Source organism: Thermococcus nautili (assembly GCF_000585495.1).
GTDB lineage: Archaea > Methanobacteriota_B > Thermococci > Thermococcales > Thermococcaceae > Thermococcus > Thermococcus nautili.
Genome location: NZ_CP007264.1, coordinates 1,062,355 through 1,086,427 on the forward strand (window position 1 = coordinate 1,062,355; position 24,073 = coordinate 1,086,427).

26 protein-coding genes are annotated in these 24,073 nt (G+C 55.1%); 8 read left to right on the forward strand and 18 right to left on the reverse strand.

What is annotated here, in order from left to right:
• Positions 1-82: 82 nt before the first annotated feature.
• Both BD01_RS05865 and BD01_RS05870 read left to right on the forward strand, forming a co-directional pair.
• Positions 83-970, forward strand: a complete 888-nt coding sequence (locus BD01_RS05865) for a thiamine-phosphate synthase family protein (RefSeq protein ID WP_042690944.1) — start codon at positions 83-85, stop codon at positions 968-970.
• Complete coding sequence (locus BD01_RS05870) at positions 967-1,377, forward strand: secondary thiamine-phosphate synthase enzyme YjbQ (RefSeq protein ID WP_042690945.1); 411 nt, start codon at positions 967-969, stop codon at positions 1,375-1,377. The genes BD01_RS05865 and BD01_RS05870 overlap by 4 nt, the downstream gene beginning before the upstream one ends.
• Positions 1,378-1,769: 392 nt before the next feature.
• Here BD01_RS05870 and BD01_RS05875 read toward each other — a convergent pair whose 3' ends face one another.
• The 3 genes from BD01_RS05875 to BD01_RS05885 all read right to left on the reverse strand — a co-directional run bounded on the left by BD01_RS05875 (position 1,770) and on the right by BD01_RS05885 (position 4,797).
• Positions 1,770-2,948, reverse strand: a complete 1,179-nt coding sequence (locus tag BD01_RS05875; protein WP_042690947.1) for an ATP-binding protein — start codon at positions 2,946-2,948, stop codon at positions 1,770-1,772.
• A gap of 216 nt (positions 2,949-3,164) precedes the next feature.
• Positions 3,165-3,416, reverse strand: coding sequence for a hypothetical protein (locus tag BD01_RS05880; protein WP_051482170.1), 252 nt, complete (start codon positions 3,414-3,416; stop codon positions 3,165-3,167).
• 31 nt (positions 3,417-3,447) lie between these two features.
• Positions 3,448-4,797 carry a cyclic 2,3-diphosphoglycerate synthase gene (locus tag BD01_RS05885; RefSeq protein ID WP_042690948.1) on the reverse strand — a complete coding sequence of 450 codons (1,350 nt, stop codon included), beginning with the start codon at positions 4,795-4,797 and terminating at the stop codon, positions 3,448-3,450.
• 207 nt (positions 4,798-5,004) lie between these two features.
• Between BD01_RS05885 and BD01_RS05890 the strand changes: the two genes are divergently transcribed.
• Entirely contained in the window at positions 5,005-5,466 is a 462-nt protein-coding gene (locus tag BD01_RS05890) for an alanyl-tRNA editing protein (protein WP_042690950.1), read from the forward strand.
• A 1-nt stretch (position 5,467) separates the two neighbouring features.
• Here the strand turns inward: BD01_RS05890 and BD01_RS05895 are convergent, their stop codons facing one another.
• From BD01_RS05895 to BD01_RS05930, 8 genes are read right to left on the reverse strand one after another with little or no spacing between them, the layout of a single operon-like run.
• Positions 5,468-5,896 carry a type II toxin-antitoxin system VapC family toxin gene (locus tag BD01_RS05895; protein ID WP_042690952.1) on the reverse strand — a complete coding sequence of 143 codons (429 nt, stop codon included), beginning with the start codon at positions 5,894-5,896 and terminating at the stop codon, positions 5,468-5,470.
• Positions 5,881-6,141, reverse strand: coding sequence for a hypothetical protein (locus BD01_RS05900; RefSeq protein WP_042690954.1), 261 nt, complete (start codon positions 6,139-6,141; stop codon positions 5,881-5,883). The genes BD01_RS05895 and BD01_RS05900 overlap by 16 nt, the downstream gene beginning before the upstream one ends.
• A 42-nt stretch (positions 6,142-6,183) precedes the next feature.
• Positions 6,184-6,972 carry a DODA-type extradiol aromatic ring-opening family dioxygenase gene (locus BD01_RS05905; RefSeq protein ID WP_042690955.1) on the reverse strand — a complete coding sequence of 263 codons (789 nt, stop codon included), beginning with the start codon at positions 6,970-6,972 and terminating at the stop codon, positions 6,184-6,186.
• Positions 6,973-6,977: 5 nt separating this feature from the next.
• Positions 6,978-8,108, reverse strand: coding sequence for a threonine synthase (gene thrC, locus BD01_RS05910; protein WP_042690957.1), 1,131 nt, complete (start codon positions 8,106-8,108; stop codon positions 6,978-6,980).
• Entirely contained in the window at positions 8,098-9,192 is a 1,095-nt protein-coding gene (locus tag BD01_RS05915) for an eCIS core domain-containing protein (RefSeq protein ID WP_042690958.1), read from the reverse strand. The genes thrC and BD01_RS05915 overlap by 11 nt, the downstream gene beginning before the upstream one ends.
• Before the next feature lie 50 nt (positions 9,193-9,242).
• Positions 9,243-9,836 (reverse strand): archaeal proteasome endopeptidase complex subunit beta, encoded by a 594-nt coding sequence (gene psmB, locus BD01_RS05920; protein ID WP_042690959.1) that lies wholly within the window; start codon positions 9,834-9,836, stop codon positions 9,243-9,245.
• A gap of 42 nt (positions 9,837-9,878) precedes the next feature.
• Positions 9,879-10,601 (reverse strand): ABC transporter ATP-binding protein, encoded by a 723-nt coding sequence (locus tag BD01_RS05925; protein ID WP_042690960.1) that lies wholly within the window; start codon positions 10,599-10,601, stop codon positions 9,879-9,881.
• Positions 10,594-11,679 (reverse strand): FecCD family ABC transporter permease, encoded by a 1,086-nt coding sequence (locus BD01_RS05930; protein WP_042690962.1) that lies wholly within the window; start codon positions 11,677-11,679, stop codon positions 10,594-10,596. The genes BD01_RS05925 and BD01_RS05930 overlap by 8 nt, the downstream gene beginning before the upstream one ends.
• Positions 11,680-11,835: 156 nt before the next feature.
• Here BD01_RS05930 and rimI point away from each other — a divergent pair, with 156 nt between their 5' ends.
• Positions 11,836-12,336, forward strand: coding sequence for a ribosomal protein S18-alanine N-acetyltransferase (gene rimI, locus BD01_RS05935; RefSeq protein WP_042690964.1), 501 nt, complete (start codon positions 11,836-11,838; stop codon positions 12,334-12,336).
• Entirely contained in the window at positions 12,336-12,842 is a 507-nt protein-coding gene (gene endA, locus BD01_RS05940) for a tRNA-intron lyase (protein WP_014122621.1), read from the forward strand. The genes rimI and endA overlap by 1 nt, the downstream gene beginning before the upstream one ends.
• A gap of 29 nt (positions 12,843-12,871) precedes the next feature.
• Here endA and BD01_RS05945 read toward each other — a convergent pair whose 3' ends face one another.
• The 4 genes from BD01_RS05945 to BD01_RS05955 form a co-directional block, all read right to left on the reverse strand.
• On the reverse strand, positions 12,872-13,291 hold the full coding sequence (locus BD01_RS05945; protein ID WP_042690965.1) for a hypothetical protein: 420 nt from the start codon (positions 13,289-13,291) through the stop codon (positions 12,872-12,874).
• Positions 13,278-13,658, reverse strand: a complete 381-nt coding sequence (locus BD01_RS11245) for a hypothetical protein (RefSeq protein ID WP_156927389.1) — start codon at positions 13,656-13,658, stop codon at positions 13,278-13,280. The genes BD01_RS05945 and BD01_RS11245 overlap by 14 nt, the downstream gene beginning before the upstream one ends.
• A gap of 270 nt (positions 13,659-13,928) precedes the next feature.
• The gene (locus tag BD01_RS05950) at positions 13,929-15,116 is read right to left on the reverse strand and encodes a glycine C-acetyltransferase (RefSeq protein ID WP_042690966.1); all 1,188 of its coding nucleotides are present in this window, start codon (positions 15,114-15,116) and stop codon (positions 13,929-13,931) included.
• Positions 15,117-15,171: 55 nt separating this feature from the next.
• Positions 15,172-15,630, reverse strand: a complete 459-nt coding sequence (locus BD01_RS05955) for a metal-dependent hydrolase (RefSeq protein WP_051482171.1) — start codon at positions 15,628-15,630, stop codon at positions 15,172-15,174.
• 48 nt (positions 15,631-15,678) lie between these two features.
• Here BD01_RS05955 and BD01_RS05960 point away from each other — a divergent pair, with 48 nt between their 5' ends.
• The 3 genes from BD01_RS05960 to BD01_RS05970 all read left to right on the forward strand — a co-directional run bounded on the left by BD01_RS05960 (position 15,679) and on the right by BD01_RS05970 (position 21,196).
• Positions 15,679-18,279, forward strand: coding sequence for a replication factor C small subunit (locus BD01_RS05960; protein WP_042690969.1), 2,601 nt, complete (start codon positions 15,679-15,681; stop codon positions 18,277-18,279).
• 5 nt (positions 18,280-18,284) lie between these two features.
• Complete coding sequence (locus BD01_RS05965; RefSeq protein ID WP_042690971.1) at positions 18,285-19,784, forward strand: replication factor C large subunit; 1,500 nt, start codon at positions 18,285-18,287, stop codon at positions 19,782-19,784.
• A 98-nt stretch (positions 19,785-19,882) separates the two neighbouring features.
• Entirely contained in the window at positions 19,883-21,196 is a 1,314-nt protein-coding gene (locus BD01_RS05970) for an ATP-binding protein (RefSeq protein WP_042690973.1), read from the forward strand.
• Here the strand turns inward: BD01_RS05970 and taw22 are convergent.
• Genes taw22 through moaA form a run of 3 tightly spaced genes read right to left on the reverse strand, consistent with a single transcriptional unit; the run spans position 21,186 to position 24,013 of the window.
• On the reverse strand, positions 21,186-22,199 hold the full coding sequence (taw22, locus tag BD01_RS05975; RefSeq protein ID WP_042690974.1) for a tRNA (guanine(37)-N1)/4-demethylwyosine(37)-methyltransferase Taw22: 1,014 nt from the start codon (positions 22,197-22,199) through the stop codon (positions 21,186-21,188). The genes BD01_RS05970 and taw22 overlap by 11 nt on opposite strands.
• Complete coding sequence (locus BD01_RS05980) at positions 22,096-23,043, reverse strand: DUF835 domain-containing protein (protein ID WP_051482172.1); 948 nt, start codon at positions 23,041-23,043, stop codon at positions 22,096-22,098. Before BD01_RS05980 ends, taw22 begins: the two co-directional genes overlap by 104 nt.
• Before the next feature lie 43 nt (positions 23,044-23,086).
• Positions 23,087-24,013 carry a GTP 3',8-cyclase MoaA gene (moaA, locus tag BD01_RS05985; protein ID WP_042690975.1) on the reverse strand — a complete coding sequence of 309 codons (927 nt, stop codon included), beginning with the start codon at positions 24,011-24,013 and terminating at the stop codon, positions 23,087-23,089.
• Positions 24,014-24,073: the final 60 nt, after the last annotated feature.

Below are 24,073 nucleotides of genomic sequence, written 5' to 3' on the forward strand. Positions count from 1 at the left end.
AGTCTTTTTTGACATCTATCTGTTGAGTCAATGATTTAAACCCTGGTTAGAACATCCAATAACCTGGTTTTAGGGTGATGGTATGAAGACGCCGAGCGTTTACATTGCCGAGGAGCTTATGCCGTATCTGCGCGCGAGGATAGCGGGAATCCTGTACCGTGAGGGGTTCAGGCAGTCGCGTATAGCGAGCTACCTTGGCATAACTCAGGCGATGGTGAGCAAGTATCTTGGGGGCACCTACAAGCGCCCTCCCGAGGAAGTTGCCGTGCTCTTAGATGCGATAGCCGAGGAGATTGCCGGGCTAATTCTAACGGGTGCTACGAAGGATGAGATTATAGTCTTCACCTCAAGGAGGCTCTTTGAGCTTTTCTCTTCCGGTAAACTCTGCAGATACTATGCCAAGTACGCCGGGGTGAGCGAAGATACCTGCAGGTCTCTCTTTGCTTCCACCCACTCTTCGGCAGTTGAAGAGATGAGGCTGGCCCTCCGCGAGCTCCTCTCGTTGCCTGGGCTTCCAAAGCTCATCCCCGAGGTCAGGAGTAACCTGGCCTACGCGCCCCCGGGAGCGAAGAGTCCAGCCGATGTAATCGCGATTCCCGGGAGGATAACCCTCGTCAAGGGCAGGCCCTACGCCCTTCCGCCGGAGCCCGGCGCGAGTAAGTTCACGGCTTCGCTAATCCTCTCCGTTTCCGAGAGGGCTCCGGAAGTGCGGAGCGTCATGAACGTCCGCCTCGACCGCGAGATTGCCGAGGCAGTTGAGAAATTGGGTCTCAAATACTCCGAGATAAGGACCGGCGGCCTGAGTGACGAAGATGCCATAGAAAGGATGGCGGGCCTGTTTGAGAACGATTCCCCTGACTTCGTCCTCGACTGGGGCGGGGAGGGCGTTGAACCACTCACCTACGTCTTCGGCAGGAATCCTCTAGACGTCGTCGGGAAGGTTAAGGCGCTGTTGGAGGTGATGAAATGATTTACACAAAGGAGCTCCGGTTTTCAACGAGGGGCGAGATTGACCTCGTGGACATAACGGCCGAGGTTGAGAGGGTCGTCGAAGAGTCCGGAATCCAGAACGGGCACGTTCTGGTCTTCGTTCCTGGGGCAACGGGTGCGATAGTCACGATAGAGCACGAGTCGGGCCTCTTAGAAGACTTTAAGAGGGCGTTGATGGAGCTGCTACCAAAAGGTGCCGGCTACCTCCACGACAGGATAGACGACAACGCCCACAGCCACCTGCGCGCGACCCTTCTCGGTGCGAGCGAGTGCTTTCCGGTCGTAAACGGCCGGCTCGTTCGCGGAACGTGGCAGCAGATTTTCTTCGTCGAGCTGGACGTCAGGCCGAGGCACAGGCGCGTTATCGTGCAGGTCGTTGGTGAGTGAGAACTTCTGGTTCTCACCTATTTATACACCTTGAGAAGTGTGAGTTCTCAGGATTATAAACGCTTCAATGCGAAGGCGTTAAACAGTTCAGAGATTAAAATGAGAGTGGTGGGAGGATAGGAAAGAGAATAGTTGTCGAGCTTCCTGAGACAGTAAAACTACCCGAGGACGAGATAGAGGAGAGAGTCAAGGTTGAGTTGGCCATAAGACTTTACGAGAGGGGAATCGACCTCAAAGTTCTGGAGGAGCTATCATGAGGGTTGCCGCAAACTCGTCACCACTCATATTTCTCGCCAAGCTCAGACTGCTCCACATTGTTGATGAACTCTTTGACGAGGTCTACATTACCGATGCCGTCTACTATGAAGAATATCTGGGAGGAGGCAGAACTCTCAGCCTTCCCACAGCTCCAGCAGGAAGAAGGGCACGTCCTCCCTTTCGAGCACGATTACGTTCCGTGGATATCTCCTGTGGGCTTTTCCGGCTTTCACCTCCACCTTCAGGTTCCCAGCTATCGCGTCAACCTCGTAGGAGTTCCGGTAGTAGTAAACCTCCCCGAACTTCCTGTGCAGGTGCTCCTGAACGAGCCACTCATAGAGGGCATCTTCCCTCAGCTCAGCCCCGCTCCAGGCAGAGAAGAGCCTCGCAAGTAGAGGGTCGCGGAAGAAGAACTTCTTCTCCCTCTTGTACAGGACCCTGTTTCCCTCCCTCAGGTATGCGATTCCGATGATGTACAGCTCCCGGAAGAACTCGATGTAGTCCTGCACGACCTTGTAGGAGTAGCCGGAAGTCATTCCCGCTAAAGCCCGAAAGCTCGTAGCCGAGGGCGCGCTCTGAATCAGAGCATAGAACGTTTCCCTCGCTATCTCGAGGCTCTTCCCAAAGCGGACGAATTCACCTATGTATGCTCCGAGCAGGTCTTCCATCGGTAGACCGTTTATTGAACCGGGGAATCCGCCGGTTTTCAGGTACTCCTCGAACAGTCCCAGTGTTTTTTCTCTGTGAAGTTCTGGCCTCTTCAGGCCCATGACCTCAGCGTATTCCGCAAATGAAAGAGGCATGACTTCGAGCGTCTTTCCCTCTCCTCTCCTGCCCGGAAACATCTCGATGTCTCTCTTCACCCTTAGGGAGCTTGAGCCAGTAACCGTGACCACGTCGTTCTCCAACATGCCAGCATCGATGAGCGGTTTGAGGCCCCTCCACCAGCCGTCGAGCGACGTTACCTCATCGAGGAAGATGTATCCCGTTTTGATTCCTTCCCGCTTTTTCATCCCTTCGAACTCCCTAAGGAGAGACGCTAGTTCCCTGTGGTCTGGGAGAATCTCCACGTTAACGTAGAGAATCGACTCCGGCGGGTTTTCCTTCAGGAGTTCCTTGATAAGAAGCTTTATCCCCGTCGTCTTTCCCACCTGCCTCGGGCCGAGGACGAAGTTGAGCGAGAACGGTTCGAGCGATAGCTCATCGGTCCATTTAGGCCACCAGTGGATTTTCTGCTCTCTCCAGCGTTTAACATGGTAGTCCTCTTTTCCCTCCCACCAAGGGTTCATGTAAACTAAGTCCCCCAATCTCATGCCCTCACCTGAGAATTTCTAGTTCTCACACCTTTATAAACTTTGAGAACTTGCACTTCTCATGATTTGTGACTCTTAAAGAGACACCCTCAGTTTCAGTATTGAACCTCCAAAAACGCCGTGAAAGGGGGTAATAACCCGCCCGAGTTCATTGACTCCGCCCTCGGCGGTGCTCCCCGGGCGATTTAGGTTGGACCTTTCACCATAAAAGGCTTTCTACCACACTTTGACCTCTTCTTTTTCGTTCTCCTCGAGCTCGACCTCCTCGTACTTCCCGTTCAGCTTGATTGAGATGGCATAGACGAGGGCAACGAACGAGCCGAAGAGAAACGCCATGAAAATCCAGACGAGCCTCTCAGATTCTGGCATAAGTTTCTGATTCTTAACGACGTCGTAGGTAACCCACGCGAAGCCCGCGATGTTGAGAACCCAAATCAGACCCCAGATTCCGATGACCACGTCGAACATGAAGAAAAATTAGGAGTGGAGGTTAAAAACTTCACTCCTTCTTGAGCTTCTCGCAGTTCTTGACCCAGTTCTCGAGGATGTCCTTGAGCTTGGGCTGGCCGATTTCCTCGAGCTCGTAGCGGACCCTTACAGCTGGCTTGTTGAGGTTCATGAACCTGCGCAGGTCAACCGGGGTTCCGAGTATGACGACGTCGGCATCGGCCCTGTTGATGGTCTCCTCAAGTTCCTTAATCTGCTTCTTGCCGTAGCCCATGGCCGGCAGAATGAGGTCGAGGTGCGGGTACTTCTTGTAGGTCTCGACGATTGAGCCGACGGCGTAGGGCCTCGGGTCAATGATTTCCTTCGCTCCAAACTTCTTGGCGGCGACGTAGCCGGCTCCGTACTTCATGCCGCCGTGGGTGAGGGTCGGACCGTCCTCGACGACGAGAACGCGCTTGCCCTTGATGAGCTCGGGGTTATCGACGAATATCGGCGAGGCAGCCTCGATGACGGTGGCGTTCGGGTTGATCTTCTCAATGCTCTCGCGAACCTTCTGGATGTCGTCCCTGTTGGCGGTGTCAATCTTGTTGATGATTATGACGTCAGCGGCCCTGAAGTTGGTCTCACCTGGGTGGTACTTGAGCTCGTGGCCGGGCCTGTGCGGGTCGGTGACGACTATCCAGAGGTCGGGCTCGTAGAACGGGAAGTCGTTGTTTCCGCCGTCCCAGAGGATTATGTCGGCCTCCTTCTCGGCCTCGCGGAGAATCTTCTCGTAGTCAACGCCCGCGTAAACCACCATGCCGCGCTCGATGTAGGGCTCGTACTCCTCGCGCTCCTCGATGGTGCACTCGTACTTGTCGAGGTCCTCGAAGGTGGCGAAGCGCTGGACGACCTGCTTCCTGAGGTCGCCGTAGGGCATCGGGTGCCTTATGGCAACGACCTTGTAGCCCATCTCCTGGAGGAGCTGGGCGACCTTTCTTGAGGTCTGGCTCTTTCCACAGCCGGTTCTGACGGCGGTAACGGCTACAACCGGCTTGCTGGACTTGAGCATGGTGCTCTTCGGGCCGAGGAGCCAGAAGTCGGCGCCCGCTGAGTGTGCCCTGCTGGCGAGGTGCATGACGTGCTCGTGGGAGACGTCGGAGTAGGCGAAGACGACGATATCAATGTTGTGCTCCTTGATTATCTTCTCCATGTCGTCCTCACTCCATATCGGAATGCCGTTCGGGTAGAGCTCCCCGGCGAGCTCGGGCGGGTAGAGCCTGCCCTCGATGTCCGGAATCTGAGTGGCGGTGAAGGCGACGACCTCGTAGTCAGGGTTGTCCCTGAAGAACACGTTGAAGTTGTGGAAGTCCCTTCCGGCCGCTCCGAGAATCAGAACCCTCTTCTTTTTCTTCTCGGCCATTTTCGTTCACCTCTAAAACTTTGTTCGTTGGTGTATTGAGCTTTACACTTATAACGGTTTTCGTTTAGCGATGAAAGGCATTTACGTAACTCCTTCGAAATCTTTTAACGTTTCCTGAAAAACCTTCAAAAAACGCTGAACCTCTCCCGTTCCTGAATTACCCGGTGGGTTAATAAACGATTGCCGAAGACGCTTTCGGGGATTGTCATGGTGAGTGGAGACGTTGAAGTTCGAACTCACACGGCCCTGCACGTCCTCAAGGGGGCCGTTGTGAAGGTTCTTGGCGAAAAGGCCAAGTGGACGGCCTCGACCTACGTCAACGGCAACCGTGGGGTTTTAGCGGTTAAGTTCGACCGGAAGCCGACGCCCGAGGAGGTAGAGGAAATAGAGCGCCTCGCCAATGAGAAAGTTAAGGAGAACGTTCCAGTTGAGGTTTACGAGCTTCCGCGTGAGGAAGCGGAGAAGCGCTTCGGCGAGGATATGTACGACCTGTTTCCCGTTCCCGAGGAGGTTAAAACACTTAAAGTGGTCGTCATCGAGGGCTGGAACGTCAACGCGTGCAATAAGGAGCACACGAGGACGACGGGCGAAATAGGGGAGATAAAAATCAGAAAGGCCCGCTTTAGGAGGAGCAGGGGGCTTTTGGAGATTAGCTTTGAGGTGCTTTAATCTATGGAACCATAACGAAGCCGTGAACCGCAAAGTCGCTGTCGAAGGTGAACGCCTTCCTGATTCCAAGCCTCTCCATTATCGCAAAGGCCAGGCTGTCGAATAAGTCTATTCCCTGCTGGTCGCGGTACTTGAAGAAAAGCTCCCAGGCCCTTTCCCAGTCCGCTTCGGTTTCCTTCTCGATGAAGATGAACCTGCTCGCGGTGTAGAGGCGGTACTGCTCCTCGGCAACGTCCTTTCCAACGTGCTTTGCAACGCCGTTTAGGAACTCCATCAGCGTGGGCCTGCCGATTACGAAAACAGACCCCTCCCTAACGGCGTCCTTAAAGAAGCCCAAGGCCCGCTCGTGCTCAGGGTCGTCCCTGACGAGGAGAGCTATCATGGCGCTCGTGTCCATGTAGAAGAGCTCTGGCCTCAGTGGCTTCGCCATTCGACCACTCCCCAGTCTTCATCGTGGCTCGTCTTCTTGCCTTTAAGCTCTACCACGCCGAACGCCTTCCAGATTGGGTCTTTTTCTACTTCCTCCTCGGTTATCCCTGCGTTCCTCCTGAGGTATTCCTCTATGGCCTCCTTGAGTATCTCCTTTATGGGCTTTCCCTCCCTGAGCGATAGGGCCTTGAGCATTGAGTACAGGCTCTCATCAATCTCGGTCTGTACATGTTTTGTAGATGACATGGAATCACCATAAACATGAAGAAGAGAGGAACATTTAAACCTTCACTTCCGCACCCACAGCGCCCCTGCCATGCCGAAGTAGGTGGGGCAGGCGTAGGCGCTCGCCTTCAGCTCGAACTCGGCCTTTCTCATAGCTCCAAGCATTATCAGCATCTGCCAGTAGCTGTCCACGAGGGCCTTCCTAACGAGGTCCTCGGGAATGCTGAGAAGCTCCTCAAGGCGGTCTTCGTTGATGAGCTTCATTATCAGCCTGTCGTACTCCTCGCTCTCCTTCACCTTCCCGTAGGGGCCTTTTTCATCGTGTCCATGTCCGTGGTCCGCGCTGATTATCAGCGCAACCCTCTTCTCCTCCCGCTCAAGGACTTCGCCGAGGATTTCGCCGAAGCGGACGAGCGTTTCTCTGCTCACTCCCCTCGACGGCGTCATCAGGACGAGCGGTTTCCTTTCGAGAAACTGGAGCGGAATCAGCTCGCCCCAGCTCAGGGGCCAGCGCGAGTACTCCCCACTGAGCGCGGCAAAGTTTAAATCCACCACTGGCATTCCAGCCTCTTTCTCGGCCCTGTAAATCTTCTCCGCCAGCTCTCTATCTGTTTTCCACTCGCCGGGCAGTTCCTTCCCCTCGAAGCCGAGCCACGAAACGAGGTTTTCAGCAAGGACGACGCCGAGGTGGTCGCTAATCCTCACGTTGTGGGGGCTTATCAGGACGTAGGAGTCCGCATCTCTGAACTCCCCGCCGATTCTCCTCAGGACTTCCGCGAGCCTCTCGGTTTCCTCGTCCGGAGGCTCAAGAACGGGGTTGCCGTGGGGCATCAGGCCTATTCCGACGAGCATCTCAATCACCTCAGACAGTTTTCAAGCCCTTCAAGCGGGCACTCCGTTATCTTCCCCGCCGGGGCATCTTTCAGGGTTCTCAATCCAGAACCTGTGAGAATCGAGACAACCTTAACTCCCTCGGGAAGGTTTAGCTTTCCTAGGGCCGCTATTCCCGTCGCGCTCGCCGGCTGGGCGAAGAGGCCCTCGAGGGCGAGCCTTTTCTGGGCTTTCCTTATTTCATCGTCCGAAACTGAAACGCACCCTCCGCCAAGTTCTCTCAGGAGTTTCAGAACCGCGTTCCCGCTCGGCGGGCAGGGGTTCGCTATTGCCTTCGCTATCGTTCTCGGGTTCTCGAAGCGCTCTACTTTTTCCTTCCCTTCACGGAAGGCTTTGCATATCGGGGAGCAACCCTCAGCCTGAACCGCTATCAGCTTTGGAAGGCCATCAATAAGCCCATTCTCGTAAAGCTCGATGAAGCCTTTGGCTATTCCCCTGAAAAGACCGCCCGAGCTGGTTGGGATTAGAACGTAGTCCGGGGTAAGCTCCTCGGCTATCTCAAACGCGATACCCTTGTAGCCCTCGATTCTGAAGGGGTTGTCGGAGTTCATGAAGTAGACCCCAAGCTTTTCTCCAAGCTTGAGGCTCTCGAAGTAGAGCCTCCCGTAGTCCCCGAGAACCCTTATCACTTCTCCGCCGTAGACAGAGACGGCCTTTAGTTTCTCGTCGCCCGCGCTCTCGGAGACGAGAATCTTGGCTTTAAGTCCGAAGCGTGAAGCGTAAGCCGAAACGCTCGCCGCCATATTGCCGGTTGAGACCGTCCCGACGGTCTTGTAGCCGGCTTTGAGTGCGTAGCTCATCGCCAGAAACGTTCCCCTGTCCTTGAAGCTCCAGGTCGGGTTGACGGTCTCGTTCTTGAGGTAGAGCTTAACGCCGAACTCGTCGCCGAGCCTCGACTTCATAAGCGGGGTGTCGCCCTCGCCAAGCGAAAACTCAAGGGCCGGCTCGACCGGCCAGAAGTCCCAGAACCGCTCCCAGACGCTCTTTCCGATGTAGGGTTCTCCCTTAAAGAGCTCGAACTCGACCGGCTCACCGCACTCGCACCTCTGGACGGGCTCATCGTATGTTTTTCCGCAGATTGGACACCTAAGCTTCAACCCGAACCCTCCTCACGGCTTTTAGGGTGACGGTCTTTCCGTCGAGGGTGATTGTGAACCTCGCGTAGGTGTCTTTTTCGGCGAGGCTCTTGAGGGTTTCGGCAAAGGTTTTCGAGGCGTTCTCGTTTGAGAACTCAACCTTCCACAGGAGGACGTAGTCGGTACCGTTGGTCGCGAGGATTAGATGGTCGCCGAGCCACGCGCTTGAAACGTTCCAGACCGTTTCGTTGTCGAGCCTGGCGACGTCCCTGAGGAGGACGTAGACGTAGAACTCGCCCATCCTGTCGTCCCTCATGACGCTCCAGTTCGCTGGAACGCTCAGCGAAACGTTCACGGGCGTCACGTTCTCCAGATAGAGTTCGGGGTGCATTATCTGGGCCGTTGAGAGGGGATAGTGCCTGTAGGCCTTGTTTACAAGATTCCAGCCACCTTTCTCGTAGAGGTAGCGGACGAACCTGTCACCGAAGACGTAGGGGAAGATACCGATGTCCGTTAGAGGGTTCCCGCTGAGGGAGCGTATCTTGTATATGGGAATCCCGTTCCGCTCGCAGTAGAGGTCGGCCACGAGGTCTGCATCTCCCTCAACCAGCGCCCTCACCGCGAGGGTTCCGTCGAAGGTGCTGGCACCGTACTTTGCATCGAACCACTGCTTTTGCAACACGTGCGTGAGCTCATGAGCCAAAGCCCTCTTCGCAATCGCGGGGTTTCCCTCAAAGTTCTCCTCGATGACGTAGATGGTGTTTCCAACCGTGAGGGCAATCCAGCCGGCGCTCTGCTCCTCCTTCGCCTTGATGAAGGAGTAGTTCCCCGGCAGAAGGAGGGTCATCTTGTAGGTGAGCTCCTGAACCTTCAGCTCCTCCTCGTTCTGGCTACCTGGCCCGAAGAGCCTTATCGCCTCCGCCCTGCTGATGACGATTACCTTCGGCTTCTCTTTGAAGTGTAATCCCCTGATTTCCTGAACCTGCTCGATGATGTCGTTAATCTGGTCGAGAATCGCGTCGGTGGAGTAAGCTAGGTCAACGGCCGAGTAGAGCGACAGAACGACCGTCGCGATGAGAAGAACCGCGAGCGCTTTCTCCTTCATTCCCCTCGGAGAAGGTTGGAGGGGGAGTTAAAAAGGGATTTGGTGCAAATCTAAAACTCGACGAACTCCTCCTTCATGCCGTCCTTCGTGATGACGACGACCTGCACCTTCCTGTCCCCCGTGTAAACGTCGCGCTTTCCGGCGGTTCTGACGGCCCTAACCGCGAGCTCCTTGGCTTCTTCGACGCTCATGTCCTTCCGGAAGCCCTCTTCGAGGACGGCTATCGCGAAGGGACTGCCGGAGCCAGTGGCCGTGTACTCGTCGAAGATGAGACCTCCGAGCGGGTCGAGGTTGGCCAGCGTTGGCTCTTCCACGTAACCACCGATGATAATCTGCACCATGTAGGGGAACCACTTGTTCTCGTTGAGGATGTTGCTGAGTAGGTGTGCCATCGCCTTGGCCGTCATCGGCCTTCCCCACGTGAACTGGTAGTAGCGCGCCTCGGCTTCCAGCATTCTCGCCAGAGCCTGGACGTCTCCGACGCTTCCCGCGGTGGTTATCGCTATCCTGTCCGTTATCGGGATTATCTTTTTGATGTTCAGGGTTTCAACCATGTGGTCAAGCGAGGCCTGAGTGTCAGCCGCGAGAACCACCCCGTCTTTGGCCTTTATTCCCACCGTTGTTGTTCCGGTCTTCTTCTCCACCTTCTCTCACCTGAAGTAAGAAACGCGCCGAAGTTTTAAACCTTAGCCCTTCAGTCCCGGCACGAGGAGGCGCTTCCCCTCGACCTCGATTATCCTCGCCCTTATCCCGTAGGTGGTCTCTATCACCGCTGGCTCCAGCTTCCTCGACGGCCCCTCCCAGACCTTTTCGCCGTCCTTCAGGACGAGAACCCTGTCGGCGTAGCTTAACGCGAGGTTGAGGTCGTGGAGGACCGCAACGATAATCTTCTCCCCTTTGAGCTCGTTGAGCAACTCCATCACCATGAGCGCGTGGTTTACGTCGAGGTGGCTCGTGGGCTCGTCGAGGAGGATTGCCCTGCTCCCCTGTGCCAGAGCCCTCGCTATGAGGACGAGCTGGAATTCCCCACCGCTCAGGCTCGTTACCCTTTCCCTTCTCCTCTCCCAGAGGCCGACCCTCTCGAGCGCTTTCCTGACGCTCCCCCGCGTTATGTAGGCACCCATCTCCACGAACTCCTCAACTGTGAAGGCGAACTGGGGAAGGGAGCTCTGGGGGACGTAGGTTATGAACTTAGCCCTTTCAGCGGGCCTGAGCGATGTCAGCTCAACGCCGTCGAGCCTTGCCGTTCCCCTTGGCCTTAAAATCCCGACGAGGCACTTGAGGAGTGTGCTCTTCCCTGCTCCGTTGGGCCCGATTACCGCGAGAAGTTCGCCCCTCTCGGCTTTGAGCTCTACGTTTTTCAAAACCTCCCTCTCGCCGTAAGCGAAAGAGATTCTCGCCTCAAGCAACGAGCTCACCCCTCTTGTGCCTCATCAGGAGGTAGAGGAAGAAGGGCGCGCCCATGAGGGCCGTCACTATGCCGACCGGGATTACTGTCGGCTTCGCCACAGTTCTCGCGAGCAAATCTGCGATGACGAGCAGAACCCCACCGAAGAGGGCCGTTGCTGGCGTTAACTCCCTGTGGTTCGGCCCGAGGAGAAGTCGCATTATGTGGGGGCTTACCAGTCCGATGAAGCCGATTATCCCGGCGGTGTAAACGGCGAAAGCAGTAAGCGTCGCTATGACGCCGAGGAAGATTTTCCGGTAGAGATGAAGGTCGAGGCCGAGGGCTATGCTCTCCTCGCCGAGGAGTATTAGGTTGAGCTCGCGCCAGCGCCAGCTGAGGAAGCCGACGCCGAGAAGTGAGACTATGAGCATTATCCCGACGTCCCGCCAGGTGCTCCCGTTGAAGCTCCCGAGGAGCCACATCCAGCTTAGATGGCTCTCCTGGGGGTGCGTGACGTAGATGTACCACGTTATCGCGTTTGCAAGGAAGCCGTAGGCTATTCCCGCCAGGAGGAGGGTGTCAACGGGAACCGCGCCGTTCGTTCTCGCTATCGCGTAGACGATGAAGACCGAGAGGAAGGAAAAGAGGAGCGCGAGGGGGGCCATGTAGGCCGGGTTAATCAGCGTCCCTATGGCTGAGCCGAGCGCGGCGCCGGAGCTTATTCCGATTATGTATGGGTCGGCGAGGGGGTTTCGAAAGAGAGCCTGGCTCGCGACTCCGGCACTCGCCAGCGCGAGGCCGACGAAGTAAGCTAGGAGGACCTCCGGAAGGCGGAGTTGCCACACTATGGTGAAGTACTCTGGGGGTTGGCCTGAAACAATCTCCACTACGTACTTGGCCTCCTCCGCGAGGACGTTCGAGTGGATAACCAGGGCGAGTTTGTCGAGAACCCACGAGAGCCAGCTCGCGAGGGTTGTTTTTACTCCGTAATCCACGCTCTCGGCGACGTCGTGAAGGCTCAAACTAACCGGGCCGAAGTAAACGCCGAGGAAAATCGAAAGTGCTGAAAGGATGAGCAGGGCCGGAAGCCATTTCCGCATGTGCTGGAGTTTTTGTCCAGCCTTTTAAAGTTGATGTATCAGCCAGGAATCCGGTCATCATCCCGGGGTCAGGTTCGAGAGTGCTCATCACGTTGGGGTGGCCACCCCATAGGGAGTCCCCTCAAGCCTTAAAAGCCTTGGGGGAGAGTTATTAACATGAGCGTCTCAGCGAGGGAAGTGAAGGCCAGAATACCGCTGGCACTCGTCACGATACGGCCGGCGAAGCTCTTCGACATAAGCGACGTGATGAGAATCGAGAGGGAATCCTTCCGCGAGGCCTACCCGAGGGGAATCTTCCTCGTCTTCCTCGAGAACAACCCCGAGACCTTTCTCGTTGCCGAGTACAACGGCAGGGTAATCGGCTACGTCATGGCCTACCTGAGGCCCGACCTCGAGGGACACATAATGAGCATAGCCGTTGACAAGCGCTACCGCGGGAACGGCATAGGCTCGGCCCTGCTCGCCGAGGCGATAGACAGGCTCATCGCACGGGGGGCCCGCTACATCGGCCTCGAAGTTCGCGTGAGCAACGAAAAGGCCATAAAGCTCTACGAGCGCTTTGGCTTCCGAAAGGTGAAGCGGATTATCGGCTACTACTCGGACGGCGAAGATGCATACTACATGCTCCTGCCTGCCGAGGAATGGAGGGGAAGCTGATGATAGTCTTTTACCTGAGCGGGGACAGGGTCTTCTCGACCGACCAGAACGCGATAAACGGCCTCTACAACAAGCGCCACTTCGGGAAGTTAGTCGAGGGCAAGCTCTTCCTCTCTCTCCTTGAAGCCACCTACCTCGTCGAGAGGGGCAAGATAGAGGTCAGGGACGGGAAGAGAAAGCTAACCGTAGAGGAGCTCATGAACCTCGGGAGGAAGAGGGACGAGCTGTTCGACGCCAAGTACCTCGTCTACAAGGACCTGCGCGACAGGGGCTACACCGTCAAGTCCGGCCTCAAGTTCGGCTCGCACTTCCGGGTTTACAGGCGTGGAATGGACGAGCACTCCCAGTGGCTCGTGTGGGTCCTGCCTGAGAACTCCCGCCTGAGCCCGAACGACATAACCGCTCGCGTTAGAGTAGCTCACGGTGTCAGGAAGAACATGGTGATGGCGATAGTGGATGAGGACGCGGACGTTACATACTACAAGGTCGAGTGGACGAAGTTCTGAGGCTTTCTTCAAAAATGAAATTGAGCGATTTACTGGAGGGCCCTTTGAGGTTTTTTCTTGGGAGCCGCTTCCCATGAAAAAGTCCAGATGACGAGGTAGTACCACAGGATAAAGAACAGCGTTGCCACCAGCTGGCTCCTCGTTAGGGAAACAAAAGGGAACATGAACATTCCTACCACGGTCAAAATCCACCCGTAGCGGTACGGGGAAGGTTTGTCGCCCCTCAACCTTCTGACCACTAACACTAGGATTACCGCTGTGAAAGCCTCAATAAGTGCCCTGGGATGCGTTATACCCCCGAAGAATTCGCGAGGATTCACGACAATTCCCTTTGAAAGGGCCCACATCACCACCATATACAGCCAGAAAAGAAAAACAAAGGAGATAATGACCTCCTTTCCTATCTTCTCAACCCCCTCCTCGTGGGGTAGAAGCTTAATCCAGTCCATTGGATGACCCCCCTATGCTTGTAGGACATATTCCATTCCAGCACGGAGGAAGATTACCCTCTGGATATAAAATCAGTGTCTTGGTTTCTGTCTTTTTCCATGAGCCATTGAACTTCTGGAATATGAATAGGTCTGCGGCTGTCCAGGTAACAGAAGTTGCTAAATTTATTCCAGTTGGAGCGGAATATAACAAGAACGGAAGAGTTAGAGAGCCTATCGTTGATATAGCATCTCCAGTACCCCATGAGTGGAGATAGATAAAGTTGGTTTTTAGCTCAAGTCCACGGTATTCTTTTTTGAGGGTCATGTAAACCCACACTCCTTCCGCTGCAACGTCATCGTTCACTGTGGCAATAATCCTTAGCAACTTGTATGTACCTTGCCATTGACTGTAATGACTGGGAAGCTAATTTGCAATGCTAACTATGTAACTTATTCTTATAAATTTTTCCTTTGTAATTCGTAAAGTCTCTTTCCTTTTTTCGAGTATAAATTCGTTTCAACGTAAGTTTTCCTCACAGAACTCTCCAAAAGAAGCCTGAGTAAATGAGTTGCATGATGATACAACCGGTGAGTCTCGGCTTATGGGTTTGCAGGTGGACTAGGAGAATGTAGAAGAATATGAGGAGAAGAAACCTCACTTCAAGAATCCGGTCTTCTTCCCCAAATCCTCGAACGCATCTATGACGTACTGGAGGTCCTCCTTGCTGTGGGCCGCTGAGGGCTCGAGCCTTATTCTGGCAGTTCCGAGCGGGACGGTCGGGTAAACTATCGCCTGCGCGAAGATGTTGTACTCGTCGTATAAGCGTCTGCTGAACTCCTGGGCGAGCTTCTCGTCGTAGAGCATGACCGGCGTAATTGGGTGCTTGGTGTTGCCGAGGTCGTAGCCGAGGTCTCTGAGACCGTTCTGGAGGAAGTGGGTGTTGTCCCAGAGCTTCTTAACAAGCTCGTCGCTCCTCTGGAGAATCTCAACGGCCGCTATGGCCGCGGCGACGTCGGGTGGGTTGGGCGCACTCGAGAAGAGGAACGGCCTCGCCCTCTGGCGGAGGTACTCGATGGCCTCCTCAGGACCGGCAACGTAACCGCCGATGACACCGAAGGCCTTGCTCAGCGTTCCCATCTCGAAGTCAACGCGGTCGTGAAGCTTGAAGTGGTCGACGATACCCCTTCCGCTGTCTCCGAGGACTCCTTCACCGTGCGCGTCGTCTATGTAGAGTATCGCGTCGTACTGCTCCGCAAGCTCTGCCATCTCCGGGAGCGGGGCAAGGTCGCCGTCCATGCTGAAGACACCGTCGCTGACGATGATTTTCTTCTTCTTGTCCTTGTTCTCCTTGAGCCTCTTCTCAAGGTCTTCCATGTCGATGTGCTTGTAAATGACCTTCGGCGCACCGCTGAGGCGCATTCCGTCTATAATGCTCGCGTGGTTGAGCTCTTCGCTGATGAAGACTCCGTCTTCCCCTTTCTTGAGGAGGGCGCTTATCGCTCCGAGATTCGCGTTGTAACCGCTCTGGAAGAGTATGGCCGCTTCGCGCTTCTTGAACTTCGCCAGCTTTTCTTCAAGTTCGACGTGAAGCTCCATAGTTCCCGCTATCGTTCTAACAGCCCCGGCGCCAACACCGTAGTCGAGAATGGCCCTTATGGCCGCGTATCTAATCTCCGGGTGAGCCGCCAAACCGAGGTAGTTGTTGGAGCACATGTTGAGAACCTTCTTGCCGTCGACGATGACCCACGGGCCCTGGGCGCTCTCAAGCTTCCTTATGGTCACGTAGAGGCCCTTATCCTTGAGCTCCTGGAGCTCTTCCCTAATCCAGTCAAGCTTCCCCATGAGAACCACCGTTTATAGATGGCCATCGAAGTATAAAAGTTTTGCACTGAACCGGTTAGTGCAGTCTAATTATCGCCGTGAGGATTGCCAAAAGGGCGAGTGCGAAGCTTCCGCCGATTTCCAGCCTGTAATCGTGCTTCCTGTCCGGATATCTTTCGATTAGTCTGAGCTCAACCCTAAAATTCCTCGGCCCGGTGACGATAATTGATAATCCCCAGCCCCTCCGCGAGAGCGGGTAAGCAACGGGCACGACGCCGGTGAAGAAGTCGAGGAACAGATGACTCCCCCAGCCGAGGGCGAAGAGCAGGAACGGACCGCCGAGGTTCAGGCCGAGGAGAAGAGCCGGGAGAAAGGGCAGGAGGGAGTGGAGGTATGAGCGGTGCTCCTCAGCCAAAGCATCGAGGTCAGGAAAGACCGCGCCGAGGACGAGGGCGGTGAGTCCAGCTATCGTCGGCTCGCTTGAGAGGGAGAGATAAACGAGGCTCGGAATCGAGGCGTGCTCAAGAGGGTCCATGGCAAAGCCCTTAAACTCTTGGCTCTCATAAAGGTTTAGGTGGAATACATGGCCGAGGAGATTAGAGAGGTTAAGGTTCTCGAGAAGCCCTGGGTTGAAAAGTACCGCCCTCAGAGGCTCGATGACATCGTTGGTCAGGAGCACATAGTCAAGAGGCTCAAACACTACGCTAAAACCGGTTCGATGCCCCACCTGCTCTTCGCTGGGCCGCCAGGCGTTGGAAAGTGCCTTACGGGAGACGCCAAGGTCGTAATCAACGGTGAGCTGACCACCATAGGTGAACTCGTCGAGAAGCTGAGCAACGGTAGATTTGGTCCAACCCCAGTCAAGGGCCTAACGGTTCTCGGCGTTGATGAGGATGGAAAACTCAGGGAGTTGCCAGTCGAGTACGTTTACAAGGACAGAACCGATGAGCTCGTCAGGATAAGAACGAGACTCGGCAGGGAGCTCAAGGTAACCCCGTACCACCCGCTCCTCGTGAACAGGAAGGACGGGAGAATAGAGTGGGTCAAGGCCGAGGAGCTCAGGCCCGGAGACAGGTTGGCAGTTCCGCGCTTCCTCCCGGCGATTCTCGATGAGGACCCCCTGGCTGAGTGGCTCGGCTACTTCATCGGCGACGGCCACGCCGACGCCCAAACAAACGCCATAACCTTCACTAACACGGACGAGAAGCTCAGGAAACGTTTCATGGAGCTCACCGAAAGGCTCTTCCCGGACGCGAGAATTAAGGAGAGAATCCACAAGGACCGTGCCCCTAACGTTTACGTGAACTCAAGGATGGCAAAGGAGCTCGTTGAGAGCCTCGGCCTTGCCGGCAGGAAGGCTGATAGGGTTTACATACCCGGGCAGGGCTGGAAGGGTCTGCGCTCCTTCCTCAGGGCCTACTTCGACTGCGACGCGGGCGTTGAGAAGAACGGGATAGTTCTCTCAACCGCGAGCAGGGAGATGGCAGAGCAGGTCTCTTACGCGTTGGCGGGGCTTGGAGTGGTCGCCAAAGTGAGGAGCAAGGTCGTCAAAGGACGCACCTACTACTACGTCGTCATCTCGGGCTCCGAGAACATATCGCGCTTCCTCAGGGAGGTCGGCTTCTCGGTCGAGGAGAAGAGGAGGAAGGCTGAGGCGCTCGTGAAGAAGCCGAACCCCAACATCGGCTCGCTCTACGCTGACAGGGAGCTGATTTCCTACGTCAGGGACAGGCTCAAGCTGAACTTCTACGATGACAAGGCCCGGTGGAGCCCGGAGAAGGCCAAGCGGATAGCCTGGGAGCTTATGAAGGAAATCTACTACCGCCTTGACGAGCTCGAAAAGCTTGAAAAGGCCCTGTCGAGGAGCATCCTCGTAGACTGGAACGAGGTCGCGAGGAGAAGGAAGGAGATAGCTGAGAAGACCGGTATAAGGCATGACAGACTTCTTGAATACATTAAGGGCAAGCGGAAGCCGAGTCTGAGGAACTACCTTAAGATTGCTGGTGCCCTTGGAATTCAGCTGGAAGAAACGATAGAGGCCATGCGCACCTTTGCGAGGAAGTACTCAAGCTATGCCGAGATTGGAAGGCTCGTCGGAACCTGGAACTCAAGTGTGAGGATTGTCCTTGAGAGCAACACCGAGAAGATAGAGGCCCTTGAGGAGATTAGAAAGGCCGAGCTGAAGCTTTTAAGGGAGATACTCAACGACGAAAAGCTCAAGAGGGGTGTCGCTTACCTGATATTCCTCGCCCAGAACGAGCTCCTCTGGGACGAGATAATTGAGGTCGAGAAGCTTAAGGGCGACTTCGTAATCTACGACCTCCATGTGCCCGATTACCACAACTTCATAGGCGGCAACCTTCCGACGGTTCTCCACAACACAACGGCTGCTCTGGCCCTTGCAAGGGAGTTATTTGGCGAAAACTGGCGCCACAACTTCTTAGAGCTCAACGCGAGCGATGAGAGGGGCATAAACGTGATTAGGGAGAAGGTCAAGGAGTTCGCAAGGACGAAGCCGATAGGCGGGGCGAGCTTCAAGATAATCTTCCTCGACGAGGCAGACGCTCTAACGCAGGATGCCCAGCAGGCCTTGAGGAGAACGATGGAGATGTTCTCCAACAACGTTCGCTTTATCCTCAGTTGCAACTACTCCTCAAAGATAATCGAGCCGATACAGTCGAGGTGTGCAATCTTCCGCTTCAGGCCCCTCAACGATGAGGACATAGCGAAGCGCATAAAATACATCGCCGAGCAGGAGGGGCTTGAGCTCACCGAGGAGGGCCTTCAGGCGATTCTCTACGTTGCGGAAGGCGATTTGAGGAGGGCAATCAACGTTCTTCAGGCGGCGGCCGCTCTGGACAAGAAGATAACCGATGAGAACGTCTTCCTCGTTGCCAGCAGGGCCCGTCCCGAGGACGTTCGCGAGATGATGACCCTGGCTCTGGAGGGCAACTTCCTGAAAGCTAGAGACAAGCTCAGGGACATACTCCTCAAGCAGGGCCTCAGCGGTGAGGACGTGCTGATTCAGATGCACAAGGAAGTGTTTAACCTGCCGATTCCCGAGGACAAGAAGGTCGCTCTGGCGGACAAGATAGGCGAGTACAACTTCCGCCTCGTTGAAGGGGCCAACGAGATGATACAGCTCGAGGCGTTGCTCGCTCAGTTCACGATTATGGGTAAGTGATTCCTATGGTGGAAGTTCCCTGGGTTGAGAAATACCGGCCGAGGAAGCTGAGCGAGATAGTGAACCAGGAGAAAGCAATAGAGCAGGTGAGGGCCTGGGTCGAGGCCTGGCTCCACGGCAACCCTCCGAAGAAGAAGGCATTAATCCTCGCCGGCCCTCCAGGCGTCGGCAAGACGACGACCGTCTACGCCCTGGCCAACGAGTACGGCTTCGAGGTCATCGAGCTGAACGCGAGCGACGAGAGAACCTACGAGAAGATAGAGCGCTACGTTCAGGCCGCTTATACGATGGACATCCTTGGAAAGAGGCGGAAGCTAATCTTCCTTGACGAGGCGGACAACATAGAGCCGAGCGGTGCCCGCGAGATAGCGAAGCTCATCGATAGGGCCAAGAACCCGATAATCATGAGCGCCAACCACTACTGGGAGGTTCCCAGGGAGATTAGGAACAAAGCCCAGATAGTTGAGTACAAGCGGCTAACGCAGAGGGACATCATAAAGGCCCTCGTGAGGATTCTAAAGCGTGAAGGAAAGACAGTTCCAAAGGAGATACTCTACGAGATAGCCAGGCGCGCGAACGGCGATTTGAGAGCGGCGATAAACGACCTCCAGACGGTGGTTACGGGTGGTGTCGAGGACGCGAAGGATGTTTTAGCTTACCGCGACGTCGAGAAGAGCGTCTTTCAGGCTTTAGCTCAGGTCTTCGCGACCGACAACGCCAAAAGGGCAAAGATGGCGACGCTCGGCGTGGACATGTTCCCGGACGAGCTCCTACTCTGGATTGACGAGAACGTGCCCTACGTCTATTACAAGCCCGAAGATATAGCGAGAGCTTACGAGGCCCTCAGCAGGGCCGACATATATCTCGGCAGGGCGAAGAGGACGGGCAACTACTCGCTCTGGAAGTACGCAACGGACATGATGACCGCTGGAGTGGCGGTTGCGGGAGTCAAGAAGAAGGGCTTCGTGAGGATTTACCCGCCGAAGACGATTAAGCTCCTCACCGAGAGCAAGACCGAGAGAACGCTAAGGGACTCGATAGTCAAGAAGGTCATGAAGGAGATGCACATGGCCAAGCTCGAGGCCCTGGAGACCCTCCACTACCTCCGCGTCATCTTCGAGAAGGACCCGGATTTAGCGGCACACTTCACGGTCTTCCTCGACCTTAGCGAGAAGGAGGTTGAATTCCTCGCTGGAGATTCGGAGAAGGCCAAAACGATATGGGGCAAGGCTATGAACATCGAGAAGAAGCTCAAGGAGCGGGGCAGGCTGGAGACGAGCGTCCGCGAGGGTCTCAGGAAGGCGAAGGAGAAGGAAGAGGCTGAGGAAACCGAAGAATTTGAAGAAACTGAAGAGCCTGAAGAAAAGCCCGAGAAGGAAGAGGAGCTCACAGAGGAGGAGCTTGATGCTGCGGAGAGGGAGATAGAGCCCGTGGGGAAGAAGGAGAAGAAGCCCGAAAAGAAGAAGGGTAAGCAGGCGACGCTGTTTGATTTCCTGAGGAAGTGAGTTTCGCTTTTTGTATTCTTTGCGATACAAATTTTTGCCATTTTTATATTCCAAAAAATATAAAATCTCAAGCGTTCTATATCCCCTGGTGGGAAGAAGTGCTCACACGGGAGGAAATAGTGGAGGTTTTAGCGCCCTACAACCTCTGGGGCGGTAGAAAATGGAACGCCCTGCCGAGGGACGAATACCTCTTGGGGATTGAGAGAAAACTATCTGCTGGGGCGGTTGCGCTCATAGGAACACGCCGTTCCGGAAAAACCACACTCGCAGGCTTGTTTTTAGGGAAAGCCGTTGATGAGGGTTTTCCGCCCGAGGGGACGCTCTACGTGAACCTTGAAGACCCGCGTTTTTCCCCCTATCTCTCACCAGAGTTCCTTGAGGAGGTGTTCTCTGCCTACAGGACGTACGTTTACGACGGCGATAATCCCATCGTGGTTCTCGACGAGGTTCAGAACGTTCCGGGCTGGGAGAAGTGGGTTAGAAAGGTTCTTGACCTCGGTGAGGCGAGGGTCATAGTTACGGGCTCTACTTCCTCACTCCTTCGCTCCGAGCTCTCAACGCTCCTGACGGGCAGGGTTCTTCCGGTGGAGGTTTACCCGCTCAGTTTTGGGGAGTTCTTGATGTTCAGGGGATTCTCCACCGACATCAAACGCTTACTGGGTAAACGGAGAAAGGTTGAGGCGCTTCTCAGGGAATACCTTGAATTCGGTGGGTTTCCTCAGGTTGTTCTCACGGAGGTTGAGGTTCTCAAGCTTGACCTTCTGAGGGAGCTTTTTGAGGGCATAATCCTGAGGGACATCGCCTATAGGCATGGCTTCCGCGATGCAAGGGCCGTTAAAATCGTCGCCGAGCTGGCGTTGAGCAGGTTTTCCTCTCTGGTGAGTGCCTCACGGCTTAGGAACGAGCTGGCCGGAATACTGGGTAGGAAAGTCTCCCCGAACTTCGTTGATGGTGTTCTTGACGCAATGGATGAAGCTTACTTGAGCTTCCGCGTTCCAATCCTCTCGCCAAAAGTTAAGGACGCGATGCGCTACCCGAAAAAGATGTACGCGATTGACACGGGAATAGCGAACGTCGTGGGAATACGCTTTACCGAGAACATTGGAAGGCTCGCCGAAAACGCCGTCGCGAGGCACCTCCGCCAGCGCTTCCGCGAGGTCTATTATTATCGCGGAAAGGGAGAGGTTGATTTCATCGTTAAGGAGGGTCTCAAGGTAACGCGTGCCATTCAAGTTACCTGGGACATCGATGAGAGCTGGGAGAGAGAAGTTGAAGGCCTTCTGGAGGCTATGGACGTCTTTGGCCTGAGGGAGGGCACAATAGTCACGGGCTGGCGTTCCTGCGAGGAGAGGTTTGGGGAGAAAACGGTGAAGTGCGTCCCGCTGTGGAGGTTTTTGGTTTCTATCCTTTAATTTCAACATCCGCGCAGACCTTAAACACGTGGGGCTTGAAGTCGCTTACTTTCTTCACCCTCACGGAGCACTCCCTTCCGAGCTTTTGGCATTCCTCGAGTATTCTCCGCCTGAAGGCTTCAATCTCGTTTTCGTGAACGAAGTCGTAGTAGTGAAGCCAGCGCTCGGCCTTTGAAAGCGTTAAACTTAACGCGTCAACGCCCCTCGGCGTCGGACTAATGACCCTGTCGTAGTTCGGAAGCTCGGGCAGAACCTTGAAGGCGTCGCCGTGTATGAACTCTATCTCGCCCTTCAGCCTCTTCCTGTTGCGCTCTATGTTCTCCAGCCCGAGTTCGTAGGCTTCTCTGTTCAGCTCGACGGCCGTTATCTTGACTTTTCTATACCTCGCTATCACGAGGGCGTAAGGCAGAACGCCGGCGAAGGGAATTAAAATCCTCTCGCCGTCTTTCACCAACTGGGCCAGCCGATAGCGTTCCCCCTTCATTCTCGGGTTGAAGAAGGCTTTGCTCAAATCAACCTTAATCTCGACGCCGTTCTCCTTATGAACGGTTTCAAGTCTCTTCTCGCCCCAGATTATCGAGTAGTCCCTGATTCGAAAGGCCCCCTCGTGGAAGCCCTTCCTCGCTATCACCCTAAGGAACGGGTGAACCTTCCTCAACGCGAAAACGATGTCCCCAACGCGGTGCTCCAGCTCGGGCGGAATTTGAATAACGGCTATGTCACCTATAACGTCGTAGCGCCTGAGGTATCTCAGCTCCTCCCCGCTCAGTCTCTCCGCCAGAACACTTTCGAGGTTCTTGTATATCTGCCTCTCGGGCCGAAGCGGAAGCTCAACGGACAAAACCTCGTAGCCGAGGGTGTAAATCCTCTCGTCCTCGATGACGGGTAAGAGAACGAAATCATCTTCCCTCTTCGGCCGTCTCTTCCCGTCGTAGAGGCCGAGCTTCTTCAGCCTTCTCTTCACCGGCTCCGCTTCCCTCCTCGGAACCCTCAGCGCTGGCATTGAAATCCCTCCGCTTCCTGCTCGGAATAGCCCCGAACAACGCGGGCCCCATGAGCTTTTCGAGGATTTTCTCGACGTCTATCTCCTCAAACTCCTTTTTCAGTATTGCCATCTGCTCTGGGCTGAGGGTGTCCTCGTTGGCTAGTATGAGTACGTGGGCGCTCTCTATCATCGCCGCGTCTCTGATTGAAAACAGAAACTTCGCAACGGCCTTGAAATCCGAGTAGAAGAGCATGTACTCGATACCCTCGATGTAAACTACCCCACCGGGGTTGTCCCTTATGAATCCTATTACCTTCCCGCTGAGAACGTGCAGGCTGCTCGGGCTTACCGCCTTTTTGTGCTCAACCCTCGTGAGCCAGATGTAATCGTCGGGTTCTACTCCCGTTTTGTTTCTCCACTCCTCTGGATGTTCCCTTCCGATGACGAGCAGTGGGAGGTCAGCATAGCTGTCTATTGCCTTCAGCAATGTGATTGCGTCATCACGAGACTTAATGATTCCGGCAACGGGGAGGGCGCATTTTACTTTCCTCCTTTCGTGTCTCTTCTCTGGGGTCCGTAGCTTTTCAAGCATGCTCAGAGATTCGTTAGCAAGAAGAAGGTATCCCAGGGTTACCACGATTGCCTCGGCAATCCAGAATTCCGGGTCAACTGCGATAGTTAAAAACACGGCAATGCCCCCGATGACCCCGAACAGGGCGAAGGACACCATTAGGGTCAATGCAAGCCTGCGAATGGGTTCATCGTGGCCCTTCCACTCCCAGTACGATTTAACCATTCCGTAGATGCCTATGACTATCAGCATCGCCCCGGAGAAGTAGGGGGCTAGGTTGCCGAGTCCCACAGTCCCACCGTTCAAAACTGCGCGCTACTCCACAAAAACCTTTCTACCGCCAGTAGGGCTCGCGTTTTAACACAGCTCTCCTGAAAATATCGACCAGTTCGGCGTCGCTCGCGCCGTTCCTCATGGCCGTCAAAAAGTCTATCAAATCGTCGTTCCTCAGCAGGCAGGTCTTGAACTTCCCGTCGGAGGTGACCCTCAGGCGGGTGCAGTTGGCGCAGAAGACCGTGTTGTGCATCGCCCTAACGACCTCGACCTCGGCTATTCCGTAGTCCGTCGGAATGAAGTACTTCTTCCTCCTGTGCATCCTCCTCTCGCGGATTTCGACAGCCCTCTTTTCGAGCTCCTTCTCAACCGGCCTGAGTGGGTAGAAGTACTTCCGGAAGAAGGCCGTCTCCGTCATCTCCCTCGGCGCTTCGAGCTCTATGAGCTGGAGTATTGCCCCTGTCTTTGCCGAGAAGTCTATCATGTCCCAGATTTCACCATCGTTGAGGCCCCTCATGACTGTCATGTTGAGCTTGACTGGAGAGAGATACTTTACCGCCTCCTCGATGCCTTCAAGAACGGTTTCGAGCATATCAACGCCCGTGATTCTCTTGTAAACATCTGGCTTGAGGCTGTGGAGCGAGACGTTCACCCTGTCCAGTCCTGCCTTCGCGAGCGGTTCTGCGAGCTCCTTAAGCCTGCTCCCGTTGGTCGTCATGCTCAGGTCTCTAACGTAGGGCTTAATTCTCCGGACGATTTCAATGATGTCCTCCCGAACGGTTGGCTCACCGCCCGTGAGCTTGACCTTCCTTATTCCGAGGCGCGAGGCTATTCTAACGAGCCTTTCTATCTCCTCGGGCGTCATCTCGTTTTTGGCTAAAAACCGCTGGCCCTCGCGGTGGCAGAAGAAACAGCGGAAGTTGCACTCCTGCGTGAGCGAAATCCTGAGGTTCGTCACTGGTCTTCCGAAGCGGTCGTAGAGGGTCATGGCAACACCTTAACCCGGTACACGAGCTTTTAAAAAAGGCTTTCGGGTAAGCGGTTTCGT